This window comes from Pedobacter cryotolerans (genome assembly GCF_005116475.1).
GTDB lineage: Bacteria > Bacteroidota > Bacteroidia > Sphingobacteriales > Sphingobacteriaceae > Pedobacter > Pedobacter cryotolerans.
In genome coordinates, this window is sequence record NZ_SWBO01000004.1 from 46052 (window position 1) to 69490 (window position 23439).

Annotated in this window: 14 protein-coding genes and 1 tRNA gene; 12 read left to right on the forward strand and 3 right to left on the reverse strand. The window is 34.4% G+C overall.

Annotation, left to right across the window (positions count from 1 at the left end; genetic code table 11):
- Positions 1-9 precede the first annotated feature (9 nt).
- Positions 10-1278: a glucose-1-phosphate adenylyltransferase gene (locus tag FA045_RS08035; protein WP_136876325.1), complete on the forward strand. Its 1269-nt coding sequence runs from the start codon at positions 10-12 to the stop codon at positions 1276-1278.
- Between the two features lie 124 nt (positions 1279-1402).
- Entirely contained in the window at positions 1403-3190 is a 1788-nt protein-coding gene (locus FA045_RS08040; RefSeq protein WP_136876327.1) for a glycoside hydrolase family 15 protein, read from the forward strand.
- A 421-nt stretch (positions 3191-3611) separates the two neighbouring features.
- On the opposite strand, the gene FA045_RS08045 is transcribed toward FA045_RS08040, so the two are convergent.
- The 3 genes from FA045_RS08045 to FA045_RS08055 form a co-directional block, all read right to left on the reverse strand.
- The gene (locus FA045_RS08045; RefSeq protein ID WP_136876329.1) at positions 3612-5783 is read right to left on the reverse strand and encodes a bifunctional alpha,alpha-trehalose-phosphate synthase (UDP-forming)/trehalose-phosphatase; all 2172 of its coding nucleotides are present in this window, start codon (positions 5781-5783) and stop codon (positions 3612-3614) included.
- A 565-nt stretch (positions 5784-6348) separates the two neighbouring features.
- On the reverse strand, positions 6349-7707 hold the full coding sequence (locus FA045_RS08050; protein ID WP_136876331.1) for a sensor histidine kinase: 1359 nt from the start codon (positions 7705-7707) through the stop codon (positions 6349-6351).
- A gap of 131 nt (positions 7708-7838) precedes the next feature.
- Positions 7839-9209: a sigma-54-dependent transcriptional regulator gene (locus tag FA045_RS08055; RefSeq protein WP_136876333.1), complete on the reverse strand. Its 1371-nt coding sequence runs from the start codon at positions 9207-9209 to the stop codon at positions 7839-7841.
- A 383-nt stretch (positions 9210-9592) separates the two neighbouring features.
- Between FA045_RS08055 and FA045_RS08060 the strand changes: the two genes are divergently transcribed.
- The 10 genes from FA045_RS08060 to FA045_RS08105 all read left to right on the forward strand — a co-directional run bounded on the left by FA045_RS08060 (position 9593) and on the right by FA045_RS08105 (position 23420).
- A complete protein-coding gene (locus FA045_RS08060; RefSeq protein ID WP_136876334.1) occupies positions 9593-10837 on the forward strand; it encodes an efflux RND transporter periplasmic adaptor subunit in 1245 nt (414 codons plus the stop codon).
- Between the two features lie 230 nt (positions 10838-11067).
- The gene (locus tag FA045_RS08065) at positions 11068-11766 is read left to right on the forward strand and encodes an ABC transporter ATP-binding protein (RefSeq protein ID WP_136876337.1); all 699 of its coding nucleotides are present in this window, start codon (positions 11068-11070) and stop codon (positions 11764-11766) included.
- Positions 11767-11838: 72 nt separating this feature from the next.
- On the forward strand, positions 11839-14208 hold the full coding sequence (locus tag FA045_RS08070) for an ABC transporter permease (RefSeq protein WP_136876339.1): 2370 nt from the start codon (positions 11839-11841) through the stop codon (positions 14206-14208).
- A gap of 77 nt (positions 14209-14285) precedes the next feature.
- Complete coding sequence (locus FA045_RS08075) at positions 14286-16658, forward strand: ABC transporter permease (protein ID WP_136876342.1); 2373 nt, start codon at positions 14286-14288, stop codon at positions 16656-16658.
- 77 nt (positions 16659-16735) lie between these two features.
- Positions 16736-19129, forward strand: coding sequence for an ABC transporter permease (locus FA045_RS08080; protein ID WP_136876344.1), 2394 nt, complete (start codon positions 16736-16738; stop codon positions 19127-19129).
- Between the two features lie 132 nt (positions 19130-19261).
- Positions 19262-19948: an ABC transporter ATP-binding protein gene (locus FA045_RS08085; protein ID WP_136876346.1), complete on the forward strand. Its 687-nt coding sequence runs from the start codon at positions 19262-19264 to the stop codon at positions 19946-19948.
- A gap of 92 nt (positions 19949-20040) precedes the next feature.
- Positions 20041-20844, forward strand: coding sequence for an ABC transporter substrate-binding protein (locus FA045_RS08090; protein WP_136876348.1), 804 nt, complete (start codon positions 20041-20043; stop codon positions 20842-20844).
- A 557-nt stretch (positions 20845-21401) separates the two neighbouring features.
- Positions 21402-21483 (forward strand) — tRNA-Leu (locus tag FA045_RS08095).
- Between the two features lie 144 nt (positions 21484-21627).
- Positions 21628-22974 (forward strand): trigger factor, encoded by a 1347-nt coding sequence (gene tig, locus FA045_RS08100; protein ID WP_136876350.1) that lies wholly within the window; start codon positions 21628-21630, stop codon positions 22972-22974.
- 86 nt (positions 22975-23060) lie between these two features.
- Positions 23061-23420, forward strand: a complete 360-nt coding sequence (locus tag FA045_RS08105; RefSeq protein WP_136876352.1) for a four helix bundle protein — start codon at positions 23061-23063, stop codon at positions 23418-23420.
- Positions 23421-23439 lie beyond the last annotated feature (19 nt).

Below are 23439 nucleotides of genomic sequence, written 5' to 3' on the forward strand. Positions count from 1 at the left end.
TATATAAATATGACCGATAAAGTATTGGGTGTAATTCTTGGAGGCGGCCAAGGATCTAGATTATCACCATTAACGCAAACACGCTCTAAACCTGCAGTTCCAATTGCCGGCAAATACCGATTAGTTGATATTCCGATTTCAAATTGTTTAAACTCTGGCATTCACCGAATGTTTGTTTTAACGCAATTTAATTCGGCTTCGCTAAACAAACACATTAAAAATACCTATCATTTTAGTCATTTCTCTGCAGCGTTTGTAGATATTTTGGCGGCAGAGCAAACTGTACAAAATCAAGGTTGGTTTCAAGGTACTGCAGATGCGGTTAGGCAGTGTATGCATCATATTGTAAGTCACGAGTTCGATTATATTTTAATTCTTTCTGGAGATCAGTTATACCAAATGGATTTTCAGGAAATGATCAACGAACATATTGCCAAAAATGCTGAAATAACCATTGCAACAATTCCGGTAACAGGAAAAGATGCAACAGATTTTGGTATTTTAAAAGCAGATGAAGAAAACATGATTACCTCATTCATTGAAAAACCTAAAACAGGTTTAGAAGATTGGGTATCTGATACTGGTGCTGAGATGCAGGCTGCAGGTAGAAACTACTTAGCCTCGATGGGTATTTATGTTTTTAACAGAGATTTTTTAATTAATATTTTGGATGAAAATCCAGATGAAAAAGATTTTGGAAAAGAAATTTTGCCTCGTGCTATTGCAGCTAACAGGGTTTTAAGTCACCAATATGAAGGTTATTGGACTGATATAGGTAATATCTCATCGTTTTTTGAGGCTAACTTGGGCTTAACAGATGAAATTCCTCAGTTTAATATGTTTGATAGCTCTCACGCCATATTTACTAGGGCAAGGATGTTACCACCTTCAAAAATATCAGGTACTACTTTAAATAGAACTATTATTGCCGAAGGTTGTATTGTACAAGCTAGTAAGGTAGAACATGCCGTTTTAGGTATTAGATCTAGAGTAGGTAAGGATACGGTTATTACAAACTCTTATGTAATGGGTAGCGATAGATATCAAACCCTTGCCGAAATTGAGTCGGAAACTAATTCGGGTAATTCATTAATAGGTATAGGCGATAGATGCTTTATTAATAATGCAATTGTAGATAAAAATTGTAGAATTGGTAATGATGTAAAAATAAATGGTGGTTCACATCTGCCAGATGGCGATTATCCATTATATGCAGTGAAAGATGGTATAGTTGTAATTAAAAAAGGAGCAGTTTTACCCAGTGGAACTGTAATTTAGAATAAACTAAAACTTAGCTTAAGCCTGTTCATTTTGATGGACAGGCTTTTTTATTTACAATTATTCCACATTGAGAACTAACATTTTTACTATTCTCTTGTTAAATAATAAAGAGAAATTACATATGTCTGAAAAACAACATTTATACAAAACAGGAATTATTGGAAATTGCGCTTTTATTGCCCATGTTAATCAAAATACAGATATCTCTTGGTTATGTTTGCCAAGGTTTGATAGCTCATTTGTTTTTGGGAGTTTACTTGATAAAGATAAGGGAGGAGAGTTCTCTATCAAACCTATTGGAGAATTCGATAGCGAGCAATCTTATATCGAAAATACAAACGTTTTAAGAACTGAAATTACCGCCGAGGATGGCAAATATAGAATAACAGATTTTGCACCACGTTTTCATATCCATGAGCGGTACTACAAGCCACTAATGCTGATTCGTAAAATCGAACCTTTGAAAGGTAATCCCAGAATTACAGTGAAATGTAAACCGGTATGTGACTACGGTAGATCAGAAATGAGTGCCAATAGAGGCAGTAATCATATTCATTTTCAGGGCTGTGATGAGCACATGCAATTGAGTACAAATGTTTCTCTCAATTATATTTTAGATGAAAAAGCATTCGTGCTAAACGAAACAAAATATTTGATTTTAACCTACGGCTATAATTTAGAGGCACCGATTATTAGCACAGCCGAAAACTTTTTACGTGAAACAACTGTGTATTGGCGTACTTGGATTAAACACTCTTCGATAGCTGGCTTTTATCAACCTTTGGTTATTCGCTCTGCTTTGGTTTTAAAAATTCATCAGTACGAAGATACGGGAGCCATAATTGCGGCAAGTACAACTAGTTTACCAGAGTTTCCGGGTAGTACCAGAAACTGGGATTATAGGTATTGCTGGTTAAGAGATTCATTTTATGTGCTAACTTCTTTAAATCATATTGGCCATTTCGAAGAGATGGAGAAGTACTTTAATTATTTATCAGATATTTCTTTTGCTGATGATTTAAGATACCAACCGTTATACAGCATAACTGGCGAGCGACAAATAACTGAAACAACTTTAGATCACTTACATGGATATGAAGGGGAGCAACCCATCAGAATTGGAAATCAGGCTTATGAGCACATACAAAATGATATTTACGGTCAGGTTTTAATTTCGATGTTGCCACTATATACCGATCATCGATTTGTTTTTTCGGAACGTGGAGATTCATTGCAATGGATTGATAGGCTTTTAACTAAAATTGAACGTACCATTGATGAAAAAGATGCCGGAATTTGGGAATTCAGAAATATAGCCAATGTGCATTGTTACAGTAATTTATTTCAGTGGGCAGGTGCAAATGCTGCGTTAAAAATGGCTAAAACTATCAAAAATAAAGATTTTGAAGACAGAGCAAATGTTTTGATAGCAAAAGCAGCAGCACATATTGAGGCTTGTTACGATCCCGAAAGAAAAGTTTACACCAATGCAGTTGGCAGCAAATATTTAGATGCTAGTACTTTACAACTTATTGTAATGCATTACTTAGATCCTAATTCGCAGAGGGCAAAAGATCATTTAATTGCCTTAGAGAAAGAATTGAAAACTGAAGATGGATTGTTTTACCGCTATTTACATGAAGACGATTTCGGTAAACCAAAAACAACCTTTTTAATTTGTGCCTTTTGGTATGTAGAAGCTTTGGCATGTGTTGGTAGGGTTGATGATGCGATAAGAGAGTTTGAAAACATCATTAAACATTGCAACCATTTATTGTTATTTAGTGAAGATGTTGATGCCAAATCAGGAAGTCAGTGGGGTAATTTTCCGCAAGCATATAGTCATGTAGGTTTAATGAATGCTGCTTACAGAATTGCCATGAAATTAGATAGACCGATATTTTTGTAACTGTTTAGTTTTTGTTATTTTTGAAATACCTTTTAACCTACAAATCTTAATGTTTATCAGAATATTTGTAACACAGACCCTGAAATAAATTTAGGGTGACGCTATATTTATGCTCCGTTATGCTCAATTTATTTCAGTATCAGCTTTAATGGTATGTTTTAGCTAACTTACTAATCGACTTATATTATAAAGATATAAATACTAGATGTCACGCTGAGCGTAGTCGAAGCGCACTATAAGGTCTTCGACTACGCTCAGACTAACAGCAACTGCTAAAAATTAACATAAATATTATCAAAGACAATGTTATCCTGAGCGTAGGTGAAGGAGTATTGTGAATTTACAGCAAAATTAAAATGGTCTTCGACTACGCTCAGACTGACAAAATTACTAAAATAAGATTTTCAGGATTTTGCGAAAACTATATTGAAACCAAAGACCACAATAGCTTTCTTACTTCTTTATGGTCGGTTAAGTAGTATTTTGCTTCAGATAAATTATTGCCGATTTTAATGGTTATTGCATCATCGGGCAAAACTTTAAAAATATCTTCATCTGTATGGTCATCTCCTAAAGCCATTATAAAATCTGGATTTTTACCATGCAACCAATTTAAGGTAGCCTTACCTTTATTAACCTCTACGTTTTTAAATTCGATAACTTTATTACCTGGCATCAATTGTAAACCTTTGTCGGCTGCTAACATTTTAAGATGACTTGTAATCTCATTTGCTCTAAGCTCTCCCAAGCCTTCCTCTACTTTGCGGTAATGCCAAACTAACGAATAACTTTTTTCTTCGATAAAAGAACCAGGTGTTCTGTTAGTATATGTTTCTAAAATAGCACTAATTTCCTGTTTCCATTGGTCGGTAAGTAAAGGCAAAGAGTTCCACTGGTCATTATTTGTTCGTTGCCAAGCTCCATGTTCTGCAATTAAATCTACTGGTAAATGTCCGAACCATTTTTGTAAAGTAGTGTGCTGCCTGCCACTAACAATAACAACGCTGTTTTTTTGATCTGCTATTAGTTTATCAAGTAAATTGTACAATTCTTCATCAGGTTTAGCATCGTCTATATTTCCAGAAAAACCTACTAAAGTACCATCGTAGTCTAAAAAGAAAACTCTGTCATTGGCTTTTTCATATTTAGATGAAATTAAAAATGAGCTACTTTTAACAGCGTGTTTAGTTAATAAGGAGTTTTGATATTCTTTTACTTCGTTTAATTTTTGCATAAAATTATTTACCCAGTGTTTAACATTAAATTTTTTTACGGTGGCCCTCATGGTTTTCATCCGTTTTTTTTGTTCATCAACAGGCATATTAATCCCATCAATTATGGCCTGCATAATATCGCCTAAGTTATTTGGATTAACGATGATAGCCTCTGTAAGTTCTTTAGACGAACCAGCCATTTCGCTCAATATCAATACACCAGTTTCGTCAGTTCTACTGGCAATATATTCTTTGCTTACTAGATTCATTCCATCACGCATTGGCGTAACTAAACAAATATCTGCAGTGGCGTAAAATGTAGAAAGTGTTTCGATAGGAAATGAGCGGTAGAAATAATAGATGGGATTCCATTCTACAGTTCGGTATTTTGAATTTATTTTACCTACTGTTTGGTCAATTTGTTCTTTGAGTTCTTTGTATTGCGCAACGGTATCTCTAGATGGTACAACAACCATGTAAAGCGATATTTTTTCTATATATGCTGGATGGCTTTGTAAGAGTTGTTCAAATGCCATCAACCGTTCGAAAATTCCTTTGCTATAATCTAATCTATCAATTGATAAGATGGTGGTTAAGTTTTGGTGGTTTTTTTCAAACTCCTTTACATCATTAACTACAGCTTCTGATTTTGCAAGTTCATCAAATTTATCATAATCAATCCCCATCGGAAAAGCTTCTACAATAATTTGTCGTTCTTTATCTACTAGCACATTCGATAATGCATTTACGGGTAATAATCTGGTAGCGGTACTGATAAAATGACGAGCATCATCATAGGTGTGAAAGCCAATTAAATCTGCCCCAATTAAACCATTTAATAGTTCTACTCGCCAAGGTATTAGTCTGAATATTTCATAAGATGGAAAAGGGATATGTTGGAAAAACCCGATGGTTGCTTGAGGCTTTTGTGCTCTTAATAAACCAGGTAAAAGCAATAATTGATAATCTTGAACCCATATTTTATCATTTTCGTTAACTAAGTTAAGCGCTGCTGATGCAAATTTTTCATTTACTTTTTGGTAGGCATCCCAATAAGATTGCTCATAATTGGCATAGGTAACTAAATAGTGAAAAACGGGCCATAAAATCTCGTTAGAGAAGCCTTCATAAAATAAATTAATTTCTTCTTGGGTTAAAAAAACCGGAAATAAATTTAGTTTGGCTAGCTTTTCTATTACTTCTTGTTGCCTATGTTCAGGAATTTCGATGCCTGGCCAACCAATCCAAATGGAATTATCGCCTTTATAGACATCGCCTAAACCGGTGGCTAAACCACCCTCGCTAGGTATAAAAGTATATTCATTGTTTTCTTCGATTATTTTAACGGGAAGTCGGTTCGATATAATTACGGTTCTCATGCTTTTTTAATAAGGGACTACATTAAAAAGCATTTTAGAGCAATTTTGTTTAGATTTTATGAGATAAGTAGATTTAGATGATGTTTGAAAATCACTGACTTTAACGATAATTTTGCTACAACTATGGGTTTTGGTTGCAGATACTTTGTTTTTAAGCCTGATAGGAGTGTTATCCTTTTGTGCTGTCATCCGGAGCTTGTCGAAGGAAGCAACAAAAGATATAGCGGATAGCAGGGCAGGAGTTGCAGAAGGAATACTGACTTTAACTTTCTAATATTTTGTTTGATTTATAATTATCCGATGTATAAAGATTAATGTCGCTATTTATTCTGTGAGTATGAGATTTGATTAAAGTGCTTCGACAAGCTACCATTGACGTTATTATTTAATCCTTTGTAATTTAACTGTTTATTAAAAATAAGTTTGTCATTCCGAGGAACGAGGAATCTCATTTTTGAAACTCTTATAGAGATCCTTCGCTGCACTCTGGATGACAAGACGAGCTAAATTAACGTCATTTATATTGATTTCTATGAAATAAAATACCCATCAGCAGGACAAACATTTAAGCATAATTAAATACCAATGAAAAGGTAGTTTTTTTGTACGGTGTAGATACCACTTCTAAATTACCACGATGCATTTTCATGATATTACGGGTAATGGTTAAACCAATGCCTGAGCCGTTTTTGCGGGTGGTATAAAATGGAACAAATATTTTTTCGATATTTTCTGCTTCGATACCTTTACCATTATCGCTAACATCTAAATAAACTTTGTTATGTGCTAAGCGATAATTTATTTCGATTATTGGGTTTTTTATATGCTCTAATGCATAAATGCTGTTGGTAATAAGGTTAATTAGGGCTTGCTCAATTAATTTAAAATCTATTTGTAAACTAATTTTAGAGGCAGTTTGCAATATTTGTAGTTCGATATTTTTTGTAACTACCATTGGCTGCATGAGTACTTTAACATGTTGCAAAATTTCGCCAATGCTGTGCTGTTCGGTATTTGGAGTTGGTAATTCGGCAATTAAGCGATAATCTTTAACAAAATCTAGCAGACCTTCAGATCGGCGTTTTATGGTTTGTAAAGCAGGCTTTAAATCGGCTAAATCAGCTGCATCTAAACTTTCTTTATTGTTAATCATTTGATTAACCGTGTCTGAAAGTGAGCTGATGGGAGTAATAGAATTTAATATTTCGTGAGAAATTACACCGATTAAACGGTTCCAAGCTTCGGTTTCTTTTTGCTCAATTTCATCTTTAATATTTTGGAAAGAGATGATATTGTAATCTGCTCCATAAAGATTTAGGGGAATAACTTCTATTGATAGCTGAATAAATTTATCTTGTATTTTAAGTTCGATAAAACGTTTGCCGCCTTGGTTTATTTGTTCAATTTCTTTAGCGAAAATTGGTAAATGTTCTTGAAAACGATGCCAATAACTATAAGCAGGCACATTTAGTAAGTTGCTTGCAGCTAAATTGAAGAATGATATTTCAGCTTTTTTTAATTCGGTTTTATTTTTTTTAACCACAATTACACCAACAGGAACTTGCTCTAAAATGGTTTTAATGAGCTGAAAAATCGAGTCTTGCTCTAGCTGAATATCTTTATGTATTTGGATAATTTCATTAAATGATTCGTACAATTCAGGGAAACTTCCTTTAGTAGCTTTGTTCTTAAAATTTAAAGTATGATCTCTAGTTTTAACTGCTAAAATGAAGCGTTTAATGTCTTCTCTAATTTGATTGATGTAAAAATAAAGAGAAATTATGCAACCCAATAATATTAAACTTACGCCAGTAATGGTAAACCACAATTGCGTATTTTTAATTAAATAAACCAACAGCACAGCCAACACATTGATAAACAATAGGCGAGTAATTAAGCGGAAGGTAAACTTTTGGTGAAACATTTTTTAAGCTAAAAGACTAAAGGTAAAAGATTAAGCTGAAAGACTAAAGCTGATTTAAGTTTAAAGCGTTTTCCATTCCCTCTCCTTTGGGCAGGGTTGGAGCCTGCTCCGATTTTACATCGGAGGTGGGGTTAAAGTCCAAATTTCTCAATCCTTCTGTACAATGCAGCTCTGGTTAAACCCAGTTCTGCTGCGGCTCTAGAAATGTTTCCTTTGTGTTTTTCTATCGCTTTGCTCACCATCATTTTCTCCATTTCATCTAAAGGCATATCAGTTTGTATTACATGCTGATTGCCGAATTTTTGTGGCGATAGTTGCAAATCATTTTCTGTAATTTCAAATCCATCAGTCATAATTACGGCTCTTTCAATTACGTGTTGCAGCTCTCTAATGTTACCGGGCCAACTGTAAGTTAGCATAGTTTGAGCTGCTTTTGCATGTATTGCTTTAATTGTTTTGTGGTATTTAGTATTAAAGGTTTGCAAAAAGTGGTTGGCTAAAAGCAAAATGTCATTTCCACGTTCTCGCAAAGGCGGAAGAATAAGCTCAACAGTATTTATCCTGAATAATAAATCTTGTCTGAAAGTTCCTTTTGCCACCATTTCATTTAATGGCATATTTGTAGCACTAATTAAACGCACATCAACTTTACGTTCTTTACTTTCGCCTAAGCGTATTACTGTTCTGTTTTGTAATACGCTCAATAATTTTGCTTGTAAAGGTAAAGATAAATTGCCAATTTCATCTAAAAATATGGTTCCTCCATCTGCCATTTCAAAACGGCCAGGTTTGTCTTCTCGAGCATCTGTAAAAGCACCTTTGGCATAGCCGAAAAGTTCACTTTCGAACAAATTTTCATTTAATGAACCTAAATCTACATGCATAAAAATTTGCTTTCTCCTTAAAGAATTTTTATGTAATTCATAAGCAAAAACCTGTTTTCCTGTTCCATTCTCGCCTAAAATTAAAACGTTGGCATCTGTTGGTGCAACTTTAGTTAATGTTTTTTGCAAGTTTTGTACAGTATCATTATTGCCTACAATATTCTCAAATTTACGAGCTATATCACTTTGAATTGAGGTATTGATTTTCTCTAATTTTTTAACTTTTTTGTTAGATTGACGAAGCTTTGCAGCAGCAGATAAAGTAGCAAACAATTTTTCGTTTTCCCATGGTTTAAGGATAAAATCTGTAGCTCCTTTTTTAATGGCTTGCACAGCTAACTCAACGTTGCCAAAGGCAGTCATTAAAATCACTACATAATCTTTATCGATAGAAAGGATATGCTCTAGCCAATATAAACCTTCCCTGCCATCACTTGCGCCTTTTTGGTAATTCATATCTAATAGAATGATATCAACTTCGTTTTTGCTCAATAATACATTGATTTCTTTTGGCGATTTGCAGGTTAAGATCTGATTAAAATGCTGTTTTAAAAATAAACGGGCACTTAACAGGATGTCATCATCGTCGTCTATTACTAATATGTTTGCTTCTATCATTTTTTAACTGTTTTATGCCTCACCCTATTAAAAGTTGATGTATGTTCTTTGGTGCTGTCCTCCGCCGCGGCGGAAGGGAATTACGGTATGGTGGTTTGAACCCTACCTTTTTTGCTCGCTGCCCCCTTCCGCCGCGGCGGAGGGATTAAGAGCCTGCTCCGATTTTACATCGGAGGGTGAGGTAATAACACAAAACCTGCATTTCGTAACACATAACTCGCAACAAAAATAATGGTACTGTTCGATGTTGCACAATGACTGTTCGATAATGAACATTAAAATTTAATTCAAAACTATATTATATTGATAATCAGTATTTTAAAATTATAATCAGTATTGGCATAAACTTGGCAAAAGGCTTAACAAAAATACCATAAAGCCAAATGGACAGAATAGTAGAAAAAAAGAGATTTAATAAAAAAACCATAATAATTATAGTTGCGGCACTTGTATTTATTGCCTTGGTTGGCTATGGTTACAACCTATCATTAAACAAAGTTTATAAAGCAGAAGCTGATAAAATAACAATTAACAAAGTTCAGTATGGCGATTTTGAAGACGTTGTATTGTTAAATGCAAGCGTTGTTCCGTTAACATCGGTAATTGTTAGTTCGTCTGAAGGTGGTACAGTGGCACAAATTTTTACTGAGAATGGGGCATCGGTAGTTGCAGGCACGCCGTTGTTAAGGATTACAAATCCTAATGCATTATCAAGTTATACAGCCAGCGAAACAAGCATTACCGAACAAATTAATCAGTTGAGAAAATTAAGGTTAGATCTTGAGCAAAATCAAAGGATCATGAGCCAAGATATGATGGATATTGAAAATAGTTTGAGAACATCAACCCGTAAATATAAAATTGATAGTACTTTGTATAGTAAAAGGGTAATTACACAACAAGAATTTGCTAACTCGAGTCAGGATTATGAATATTTACAAGGCAGAAAGGCATTGCTAAAACAAGCTGTTAGACAAGAAAACCAAAGTAGAACAATGCAATTGCAGCAAATTGAACAGTCTATTAGCCGAATGAACGAAAGTTTGCAAACCATTCGCCAGAATATCGAAAATATGACGATTAAAGCGCCAGTTTCTGGTCGTTTATCATCTTATGATCCCGTAATCGGAAAATCTTATAGCGCTAATGAAATGTTGGGCAAAATTGATGTTTTGCAAGGTTATAAATTGCAAGCTGGGGTAGATGAATACTACATCAACCGTGTTAAAGAGGGACAAACGGCGCAATGTGAATTTAATGGTAAAACTTATGCTTTAACCGTTAGAAAAGTAATTCCAGAAGTTACGGCTGGTCAGTTTCAGGTAGAATTAGTTTTTGAAGGCAAATCTCCCGATGAATTAAGAAGAGGTTTGTCTCTGCAGGTCAAATTAACCTTGTCTGATAATAGTAAATCGCTTTTATTAGCACAGGGACAATTTTTCCAAAGTACTGGCGGAAGTTGGGTGTTTGTGGTTGCCAATGGAAAAGCAACTAAAAGGAACGTGAAAATTGGTAGAAAAAATTATCTGTATTATGAAGTGCTAGAAGGATTACAGAAAGGCGAAGAAGTAATTACATCGTCATACGACCAATTTACGCAATATGATATTATAGAGATTAGTAAATAGATATGAGTATTGAGATGTGAGATTTGAGACGTGATATAAAAAACATTTCAATAAATTAAAAAAGAAAAATTTAGGTTGGTTAAGCCCTTAGTCAGGTGCGTTGACAGGGGCACCAACTTTTAAGATATGAACAAACATTAATTTTAGCACAAATAAATTAACTAAGCACAATCCAAAAGCCCTCTCCTTCGGGGAGGGTTGGGAGGGGCTAAAACTTTACAACAGTTATTATGATTAAAATAGAAAATCTAGAAAAAGTTTACAAAACCGAAGAAATAGAAACCACTGCTTTAAACGGAATAAACTTACATGTTAAAGCAGGTGAATTTGTTTCTATAATGGGGCCGTCTGGTTGCGGTAAATCAACTTTGTTAAACGTAATGGGGCTTTTAGATAAACCTGAAAGTGGCAGTTATAAATTTATAGATACAGAATTATTGACATTAAATGATAAAGAACGCTCAAACTTCAGAAAACGAAATATGGGATTTGTTTTCCAGAATTTCAATTTAATTGATGAATTGACTGTTTTTGAGAACATTGAGTTGCCTTTAATTTACAATAAAGTGCCAACTGTCGAACGTAAAAGATTAGTAAACGAAATTATCGGAAGAATGAATATTGTAAATCGTTCTGGTCACTTTCCACAACAACTTTCTGGCGGACAGCAGCAGCGTGTTGCTGTAGCTAGAGCTTTAGTTACCAAACCAAAATTGGTATTAGCCGATGAGCCAACGGGTAACTTAGATAGTACGCATGGTAACGAAGTGATGGAATTGCTTTGCGAATTAAACGAAACTGGAACAACTATCGTGATGGTAACCCACTCGAGCCATGATGCTAGTTTTTCTAATCGCATCATCAACTTAAAAGATGGGCATGTAATTTCTGAGAAAATTAATAAGGGAAAAACGGAAGAACTGATATAAAAGCTGAAAGACCAAAGACTAAAGCGAAAACTAGGTCTCAGATCTCATATCTCACTTCTCAAATCTATAAAAATGTTCAAACTCAACTTAAAAATCGCACTGCGTAACCTTTGGAAGAATAAAGGTTTCTCACTTATAAATATTGGTGGCTTAGCCATTGGCATTGCAAGCTGTATGATATTGTTATTGTACATTGTTTACGAATTAGGCTTCGATAAAGCAAACAAAAATTACGATACTACATTTGTGGCTTACACCAACATGGAAGCTAATGGAAAAGTAAACAGTTGGGCTTGGACACCAGGATTATTAGCTCCTGCCATAAAAGAGAAATTTGCCAACGTGGTAAACTCATCAAGGTCTTCATATCCTTATCCTAGCTTGATTAGTTATGGCGAAAAAAAGATTAAAAACAGGGCGATATTTGCAGATCCTTCGTTTGTTAAAATTCTGGGGTTTAATTTCTTAAGCGGTAGCGAAGCCCAGGCATTACAAAACATCAACGCTGTTATTTTAACCCAAAGTTTAGCGCAAAAATTGTTTGGTAATGAAAATCCTATAAATAAAACTGTAAAGTTTGATAATACCGAACCGCTAACCGTAGAAGCTATAATTGCCGATTTACCAGAAAACAGCAGCTTAAAATTCGATTACATTATGCCTTGGAAATTGTATGAGAAAAAGCAAACCTGGATTAAAGAACAAGGTTGGGGTAGCAATTTTTGCTTAACATTAGTGCAGTTAAAAGATGCCAACTCAATTGATCAATTTAATGCTACCATCAAAAATTTTTATACGCAAAACGATAAAAATGCAGACAACGAATTGTTTTTGCACCCATTGGCTAAATGGCATTTGTACAATGAGTTTGAAAACGGCAGACCAGTTGGAGGCAAAATTGATCAGTTGAGGATATTTTTGATTTTAGCTATTTGTATACTTTTAATTGCATGTGTTAATTTCATGAACTTATCAACCGCTCGTTCAGAAAAGAGAGCTAAAGAAGTTGGTGTTCGTAAAGCAATTGGTTCGAGTAGAAAAGCACTTATTTCTCAGTTTATTTTAGAAAGTACACTTTTGGCTTTTATAGGTACTGTTATAGCTTTTATCTTGCTAGAAATTAGTTTGCCGTATTTTAATAATTTGCTAGAAATCAATCTTATTATTCATTACAACGATTATAAATATTGGTTAACGCTAGTTGGATTGATAATTTTTACAGGATTAATAGCTGGCAGTTATCCTGCATTTTATCTTTCATCCTTTGAACCTATTAAAGTATTAAAGGGATTTTCGTTAAAAGCGGGCTCTGCGTTTTCTATTCGTAAAGTTTTGGTAGTGTTTCAGTTTGTGTTTGCTGGCTGTTTAATAGTTTGTACAGTAGTTATTTACCAACAGTTAAACTTTATTAAAGCTAAGCCGATAGGTTACAATAAAGGAAACTTGATACAAATGGCTGCTCAAGGAAGTTTGCAAGACAGAAAAAAAATAGAATTATTAAAACAACAACTGCTAAAGTCTGGCGCTGCTCAGCAAGTATCAACATTAAGTATGGATTTAGATCAAGGTGGTAATAATACCTCTAATGTTTCGTGGCCAGGATCTAATCCGAAGGAAAGCATACTTTTTAATGAGAGAGGTATTGGCTATGATTTTATCAATACAATTGAGGGTCAAATGCTACAAGGCAGAGAATTTGCTCCAGAATTTAAGGCAGATTCTAATAAAGTGATATTTAATGAGGCGGCGATAAAAGCCATGGGACTAAAAAATCCGATAGGAACGGTGATAAATTATGGAGATACAAAATGCACAATTGTAGGGGTGATGAAAGATTTTGTGGTAGAATCCCCTTATCAAAAAGTTGCACCGACGATTTTTTATCCTGCCGCTAAAAATAGTATTGGTGTAATTTTGGTTAGATTAAATGAAGCGAAAAATATCAGTTCATCTTTGGCGCAAATTGATGCAATTGTTAAAGATATCAATCCAAATTACCCCGTTGATAGAAGATTTGTGAGCGAATCATTTGAAGAAAAATTTCAAGATGAGCGTCTTTTAGGTATACTTTCTAATTGGTTTGGCGGCTTCGCGATATTTATCTCATCTCTTGGTCTATTAGGCTTGGCTTTGTTTATGGCAGAGCAACGTAAAAAAGAAATCAGCATCCGTAAAGTTTTAGGAGCAAGTACAGGCAATATCCTCACTTTGCTGAACAAAGATTTTATCAAATTGGTAGCCATTTCAAATATAATCGCTTTTCCAATTGCCTACATTATAATTAATAATTGGCTTTCTGCTTACGAATATCGTATATCAATTTCATTTTTACCTTTTTTAATTGCTATTGGGTTATCTGTATTAATTGCGGCATTAACTGTAAGTATGCAATCTATTAAAGTTGCTAAAGCAAACCCTGTAGATGCGCTTAAATACGAGTAAAATCAGTTTTCAGTTCTCAATTTTCACTTATACAACTATGTCTCAAATCTCATATCTTACATCTCAAATCTCACAAGATGTTTAAACTCAACCTCAAAATCGCTCTGCGTAACCTTTGGAAAAACAAAGGAATTACTGCTATAAATATTGGTGGATTGGCAATTGCGCTTGCTGCTTTTATTTTGGTAATGATGTATGCAAGTTATGAAACGAGTTTTGATAAGGAAAATCCGAACTATGATAATATTTACGTTGTTGGCGTAACTTATCCTGAGTTTAAAACCAATTATGTAGCCGCTCCACTTGCTACAGCGATTAAACAAAATTTCCCGGAAGTTGAATCGGCTGGTTTAATTACAGGCAGCTCTTTTGAATTGACCATTAAAAATGGCAACAACACACTTTTTACTAAAAACATTTTGGTGGCCGATTATAGTGCCGCAAAAATACTCAATATCAAACCAAACAGCGGTTTATTAAGGCCACAAGGTGATGATAGACTTACTTACTTAAGTACCGAAAGCATGAAAACGCTTTTCCCAAATAAAAAAGATAATAAGCCAGAGATTGTTGGATTTGGAGCGAGTAATTCTGGTATAACAGGTACTATTGCGGGTGCGATAAAAAACAATACACACTCTAATTTCAAATTTGATGGTGTTTCTATTGCTAGCGAATTAGGTAAAAATGATAACTATAATATGAATGCTTACACCATTTATTTACAGTTGAAACCCGAAACTGATGTTGAACTTTTAGAGCAAAAAATAAACAATCTTTATAAAGCCGAATTATTAAAAAGCAATAAAGTAACTGACGTAAAAAGCATCTCTACATTTTTAGATCCTTTAGCTAATTTACATTTAAGGCCCAAAGCAGGTAACGATGCAGCGTATAAAATATTAATTGCACTTTCTACTTTGGGTATTTTAATTTTAGTTATCGCTTGTATTAATTTTACCAATTTAAGCATTGCACAAGCAGCCAAGCGAGGAAAAGAAGTAGGCGTTAAAAAAGTAATGGGCGCTTTTCGTTACCAACTCACCACACAATTCTTGGTCGAGATTTTTATGCAATGTTTAGTGGCAGTAGTATTAGCTCTAATGTTGGCAGAGTTGGTTTTGCCTAGTTTTAATCATTTGTTTCAGGTACAATTATCTATTTGGCATTTTCATAATGGCCTGTTTTGGCAGTTACCATTAATTTTATGTGTAATCACATTTATTGCAGGTATTTACCCTGCCATGGTACTTTCGGGTTTTAAACCTGCGATGGTTTTAAAAGGAAATTTTTCTACCAGTAAACAAAGCTATTGGCTGCGTAACGGTCTACTGGTTTTTCAATTTTGTATTGCTGTTGTATTCATCATCAGCTTACTAACTATCAATTCGCAGTTAAAATATATGCGAACTCAAGATGTTGGTTTTACCGCAAACCAAGTCGTTTATATTAAAAATCTAACATTATTCAATAATCCTTCGAAGTTAGGTTCAGTTAGTTTTGAGCCACTTAGAGAAAAAATGATGAACATTCCAGGTGTCAAGTCGGCAACCGTGGCAACCTATATACCCGGCGGTACAAATGGAGTAAATAGTTATTCGGCAAATGGTATCACGGCAAATATCGATTTTGTAAATGTAGAATTTGATTATTTTGAAACTTTAGATATCAAATTGAAAGAAGGTCGTTTTTTCTCTCAAAAATTTAAAACAGACAATGTAAATTCTGCGGTTATAAATGAAAGTGCCGTGGCAAAATATGGATTTAAAAACCCTGTCGGACAAACAATTACAGGCAGCGGTATCGATTACAAAATAGTAGGTGTAATAAAAGATTTTAAATCGCAGGGTTTCGAGAGTATCGTTCAACCAACTATATACACCATTAATGATCCGCATGGAGATTACAAAACACAGATTATGGTTAAAATTGAAGAAAGCAGAATGGCAGAAGTATTGGCTACACTCAAATCTCAATGGTCTCAAATTAACCCTAAAGATGGAGAAGATTTTAGATACGAGTTTTTGGATGAACTGTATGGCAAACTCTTCAAAAAACAAGAACAGCTGCAGTCTGTATTTTTCGCAGCTGCATCACTCACCATTTTCATAGCTATTTTAGGCTTGTTTGCTTTTGCAAAATACATCACCACTGGTAGAATTAAAGAAATCGCAATGCGAAAAATATTAGGCGCCAACGACTTGCAGATTTTTAAATTAATTAATAAATCATTTTTTGTGATGGTATTAATTGCCAATTTAATTTCATGGCCATTGGCCTATATCCTTACCAAAAAGTGGCTCGAAACATTTGCCTACCGCATAGATATTCCGATTTTACCTTTTGTTTTAAGTGCACTAATTACCATTTTATTAACCATTATAACCGTAACCGTACAAGCCAGAAATGCCGTAAAAGCAAACCCTGTAGATGCGCTTAAATACGAATAAAATCAGTTTTCAGTTCTCAATTTTCACTTATACAACTATGTCTCAAATCTCATACCTCACATCTCAAATCTCACAAGATGTTTAAACTCAACCTCAAAATCGCTCTGCGTAACCTGTGGAAATACAAGGGCTATACTGCAATCAATGTATTCGGTTTATCAATTGGCTTAGCTAGCTGTATTCTCATTTTTATTTTTGTGAGATACCAATTGAGTTTTGATAAAGACTATGTCAACGGAGATAGAATTTATCGTGTAGTAACTTCTTGGAAATATACAGATGGAAATGAATTTTCATCTTCAGGTACGCCATTGCCTTTGCCTGCGGTTTTTCGTAACGACTTTTCGCAATTCGAAAAAGTTGCTGCCATACAACAGAGTGGTGGAATTATAAAGGCAAAAGCACAAGTAGGCAAAGCCGAAGTAAAAGATTCGGAATCGGTTTTTTATGCTGAGCCTTCTTTTTTTGAAATCTTTAATTATGAATGGTTGTCTGGTAATCCAAATCAGTCATTGTCTGCTCCAAATACAGTAGTTTTATCAGAAAAAACAGCAAATAAATATTTTGGAGATTGGCACAAAGCGCTTGGTAATAGCATCAATTTAGATGCAAGTAAAGATTTTAAAGTAACTGGAGTAATTAAAGATAATCCGCAGAATAGTAGTTTTCCATTGGAGATTATCTTCAGTTATGCAAGTTTCAACGATAGAAACATGAAAGAATGGGGTTCTGTTTCTTCAGGTTCTGAATGTTATGTTTTGTTAAAAAATGGTGTTGCTTTAAGCGATTTAGCCAAACCGTTAGCACAACATCTTAATAAATATGAAAATGATAAAGATGCTCCAGGAAAGGTAAACCATACTTTTCAACCATTAGAAGATATTCATCACAATGAAGATTATGGAAATTTTGCACAAAAGAATACTCCCTATAACCAAATTATTGGTTTAGGTATTATCGGTTTGTTCTTGTTGGTAACCGCATGTATCAATTTTGTCAATTTAGCAACGGCACAAGCAATTAGCCGTAGCAAAGAAGTTGGCGTGCGTAAAGTAATGGGAAGCCCTCGTAATCAATTAATTTGGCAATTTTTAAGCGAAACGGCTATAATTACAATTATAGCGTTGCTGCTAGCATGTGTATTTGCAGAATTAACCTTGCCAAAAATGGAAAATTTATTTGGCGGCGATGTTTCTTTCAGTCTTTTTGGTCACCCAATTATTTTTGTTTTCTTATTTGGTCTATTGGTTTTTGTAAGTTTCCTTGCGGGACTTTACCCAGCTTTAATTATGTCGGGCTTTAGCCCTGCTTTAGCTATTAAAAATAAAGTTGCAGCAAACGCTGGCGGAGTTGGTTTGCGTAAAACTTTGGTAGTTGTACAATTTGCCATTACCGCAATTTTAATTGTAAGTACGCTGGTTGTAATTAAACAAATGAGTTTTATTCGTGAAAAGTCTCTTGGCTTTGATACCGAAGCAATAACTATTGTAGATTTGCCTGGTGATAGTTTAAGTCAGCTGAAATATAATAGTTTTAAAGAAAAGTTACTGGCAGTGAATGGTATAAAAACCATCAGTTTTAATGCGGGTGCTCCCTCATCTGGTAGTAATAACGAAACCAGTTTTACCTACAATAGCTCAAAATCAGCAGATTTTCAGATTAGTGTTAAATCTGGCGACGAAGAATATTTTAAAACATTTGGATTAACAATTCTTGCTGGTAAAGCATTTACTAAAAGTGATACTACTAAAGAATTTGTAGTAAATGAGACTTTACTAAAAAAATTAAACATAATGAAGCCTGAAGATGCAATAGGGAAAATTATGAAAATTTGGGGCTCATCAGGGCCGATAGTAGGGGTTGTAAAAGATTTTAATAATTACTCTTTGCACGAGGCCATTGCACCAATCGCTATTTTCTCTAGAAAAACAAGGTATAGTACGGTTGCTATAAAGTTAGATACGAAGGAAGTAGCTAGTGCCATGAAAAATATAGAAAGTACATTCAATTCAACTTTCCCTGATTATGTTTATGAAAGCAATTTCTTAGACGAAAACTTAAAGGGTTTTTATGAAACAGAACAAATTATGGGAACGCTTTTTAAGGTTTTTGCTAGTGTAGTTATTTTCATCTCTTTTATTGGCTTATTTGGTTTAATTTCATTCGTGGCAACACAACGAACAAAAGAAATTGCCATTCGCAAAGTTTTGGGAGCTTCTAATTTAGAATTAGTTAAAATGCTCAATAGCTCATTTTTATGGATGGTACTTATTGCAAACTTAGTAGCTTGGCCAGTGGCTTACATTTTTGTATCCAATTGGTTGTCAACCTTTCAATATAGAACAGAATTGAACGTTTGGCCTTTCGTAATTGCTATGATAGCTTCAATGGGTATTACCGTAATTACAGTTAGTTTACGTTCATACCGAGCTGCAAAAGTTAACACAATTGATGCATTGAAATATGAATAAGAAGATTGGCGTAAAGAGCTGAGCGTTTTGTATGCACAAGCTAAATGAACAGAATTTGAATAATTAAGCTAAAATAGTATTGAAGGAGGGGTGGTCTCAAATCTCATATCTCAATACTCAAATCTCAAAAAAATGATCGAAATAAAAAACATAGAAAAATATTACGCAAATAAAGGTGTGAAAAGTTACATCCTTCGCCACGTTACTACAAGTATAAAACAAGGCGAATTTGTTTCCATAATGGGTCCTTCTGGTGCCGGAAAATCAACTTTGTTAAATATTTTGGGACTTCTCGAAGAACCAACTTATGGCGAATATCATTTTATGGGCGAAGATGTTACAGCCATGAAAGAACGCCAAAGAATAGAGTTGTATCGCAACCATATCGGGTTTGTTTTTCAGGCTTACCATTTAATTGATGAAATGACGGTTGCTGAAAATATTGAAGCCCCATTGTTGTATAAAAAAATACCAGGTTCAGAGCGCAAAAGTCGCATAGCGGATGTGTTGGATCGCTTTAACATGGTAGCTAAAAAAGATTTATTTCCCAACCAACTCAGTGGCGGTCAGCAGCAACTGGTAGGTATAGCAAGAGCTTTGGTAGCACAACCATCTATTATTTTAGCCGATGAACCTACCGGAAACTTGCAATCTGCACAAGCAGAGCAAATAATGGATTTATTCAAGAAGTTAAATCAAGAAGAAGGAATAACCATTGTACAAGTAACTCACTCCGAAAAAAATGCGCAATATGGCAACCGAATTTTAACCATTGAAGATGGAGTGATAAAGGAAGATAAAGCCACTAGGCTTGAATGATTGCAGAAAAGGTAATGATTGTAAAGCGAAAAATTTAAGTTTCTAATCCCTTTCACTTTCCATCCCTCAACCTTAAACCTTACCTTTGTGCCATGCAAAAAACCTTTACAGATCAGCTTGGTAACAAAATTACAATTAACTATCCACCTAAAAGGATAGTGTCTATTGTGCCTTCGCAAACTGAGTTGCTGTTCGATTTAGGCTTAGCTGATGAAGTAATCGGTATCACTAAATTTTGCATTCATCCGATAGAAAAGTTTGCCTCAAAAACCAAAATTGGTGGAACAAAAAAACTGCTGATTGAAAAAATTAGGGATTTAAAACCCGATTTAATTATAGGCAATAAAGAAGAAAATACACAAAGTGAAGTAGAGTTGTTGATGCAAGAATTTCCGGTTTGGATGAGCGATATTAGCAATTTGGAAGAAGCGATGTTAACCATAAATCAAATAGGAGAGTTGGTTGATAGAGCTCCAGAAGCTGCTTATTTAAATCATTTGATTAATGCTGGTTTCAAAGATTTACAAACTTTGGCAGTAGAAAAAAACATCAATCAAACAGTTGCTTACCTTATTTGGAAAGATCCATACATGTTTGCTGGCAAAAATACATTTATTGATGATATTTTAAGGAAAATAGGCTTAAATAACATCATTCAACAAAGCAGATATCCTGAGATAGAACTCTCCAAACTGAAAACTGAAAACTGCCAATTGATATTTCTATCATCAGAACCTTATCCTTTTAAGCAAAAACACATCGATGAAATTCAATCTGTTTTGCCAAATGCCAAAATAATGCTGGTAGATGGCGAAATGTTTAGCTGGTACGGTAGTCGTTTGGTTAAAGCTGTAAATTACCTTTTTCATTTACAAGATGATTTGGGGGTTCATTAGGTCGGTGGTTCATTGGGTCAATAGTTTCCCGAAAATCGGAATTTCGCTTCCGATGTAAAATCGGAACAAGTTCGCTCAACATTGCCGTCTGCTTTAGCTGACGGAAATTAGAAAAAGAATGTGAGTAGTTCTTAGCTAGGTTCAGCCCTTCTTTTCATTCCAAGCTCATTGAAAAAATGAGGCTTTCCATTTCAATAAGGTTTATTTTACAAAGGCACTGGCTTTTGGCGATTTGCAGCCCTAAATAGTTGCACAGCCAAAAGTTATCTAAACGGGATTGAAGCGAAAATACTTTTTAATTGTCACCCTGAGCGTAGTCGAAGGGCAATTAAAAAGATTTCAGCAAAAAGCCCGACTAGCCTTGATAGATTTACTGCAATTGCTTTTCCAGTCCTTAATCCCTCACTATTAATAAGATAGGAGTATGATGCTTTGGTTAGTCAAAACATTCCAACTTTTCAACATTCCAACCTTATAATAATAACTAAAAATAAATCTTCATAATTTTGTTTATTGATGCAAAACGCTATCTTTGCAATCCAAAATAAATCCTAACTGCGGATGTGGCGTAATTGGTAGCCGCACCAGACTTAGGATCTGGCGCTTCACGGCGTGGGGGTTCGAGTCCCTTCATCCGCACAATACCTGAAGCCGTTCCGTTTATTCGGGACGGCTTTATTTTTAAAAAGACATTGATAAGAACTAAAAAATAAATCGATGTGTTGTTTGAGCTAGAGAAATTAATCTCAAATCTCAATACTCATATCTCATATCTAGATAGAAATGAATATTACACAAGAAAAAATTGATGACTTAAACGCAGTAGTAAAAATTACTATCGCACCAGAAGATTATAGCCCAAAAGTAGAAAAAGCTTTGAAAGAACAAGCAAAAAAAGCTAATCTCCCTGGTTTTAGAAAAGGAATGGTGCCGGTTGCCCACATGAAGAGAATGTATGGCAAAAGCATTTTGGTTGAAGAAATAAACAACATGTTGAGTGAAAACTTAACTAAATATTTAGCTGATAACAAGGTTGAAATTTTAGGTCAGCCGTTGCCTGTAATGGATGATACTAAAGAATTTAAATGGGATAATACTGATGAGTTTGAGTTTAACTACGAATTAGGTTTAGCACCAAAGGTGGATATTGAAGTTACTTCAAAAGATAAATTTACAGCCTACAATGTTAAAGCTGATGAAGAAACGTTAGAAGCTCGTATTAAAAACATTCGTAAGAGTTATGGTAAAATGACAAACCCTGAGGTTGCTGCCGAAGGTGATGTTTTATATGCAGATTTGGCTCAACTATCTCCAGATGGTGAAGTTTTTGAAGGTGGTATTGCCGCAACTGGATCTATTCGTTTAGATTTAGTAACTGACAAAAAAATCTTAAAAACTTTAGTTGGTTTAAAGAAAGATGATGTTGTAGAACTTGATGTACAAAAAGCTTTTGATAGCAATGAGACGGTAATTGCAAAATTATTAAACATTGGCGAAGAAGATGCAAAAGATTTACAATCTAAATTTAAAGTAACTATCAAAAATGTTAATCGTTTAGAAGAGTCTGATTTAAACCAAGAGTTTTACGACAAAATTTTTGGTGAAGGTTTGGTAACTGATGAAGCTGGTTTTAGAGCTAAAATTACTGAAGAGATTGAGAGTATGTTTAAGCAAGATGCTGATCGTAAATTGCAAAACGATATCTACACACAGTTAACTGAACAAACCAAAATGCAATTGCCAAATGAGTTTTTACGTAAGTGGTTAAAAGCTACAAACGAAAAATTAACTGATGAGGAATTGGAGCAAGGTTATGAAGATTTTGCAAAAAACCTAAAGTGGACTTTGATTGAAAACAAAATCATTACTGATAACGAGATCAAAATTGAGTATAAAGACGTTTTCGAAACTGCAAAACAACGTTTAGATGCACAGTTTAGAATGTACAGTCCGCAACCAATGCCAGAAGATCAGTTGGCACAATACACGGCTACCTTTTTGCAAGAAAAAGAAAACGCAAACCGTATTTTTGATGAAGTGAAAGCTTTGAAAGTTTTTGAACACATCCAATCGGTTGCCACTTTAAACCAAAAAGATATCGACTACAAGAAGTTTGTTGAGATGAAGTAAAGCGATTAGCGTTAAGCGATTGGAGTTTAGCGTTTTGCAGAGAGATAAAAAGAGTCCCTATCGTTTTCAACTTAATTATTTTGAAAATGGCTCAATTTAAATTTCAATCATTAGAAGTTTGGCAGTTATCTATAACTCTAACAGACAAACTACTTGACATAGCTGACCGTTTGTCAGATATGAAAAAATATAGATTTGCAGAGCAGCTCAATGGGGCTGCTCTTAGCATATCTAACAATATTGCTGAAGGTTCAGGATCATCTTCAAACAAGGAATTTGCTCATTATCTGAATATTGCACATCGATCTGCATTTGAAAATGCAAATATTTTAGTAGTATTGGAAAGAAGAAAATTAATTTCTGACATTGAGTTAATTCAATATCTAGAAGAATTAGATAAATTGGCACGGAAATTAACTAATCTTAGGAAATATTTATTAAAATAGATAATTGTGAGGGGTTTGC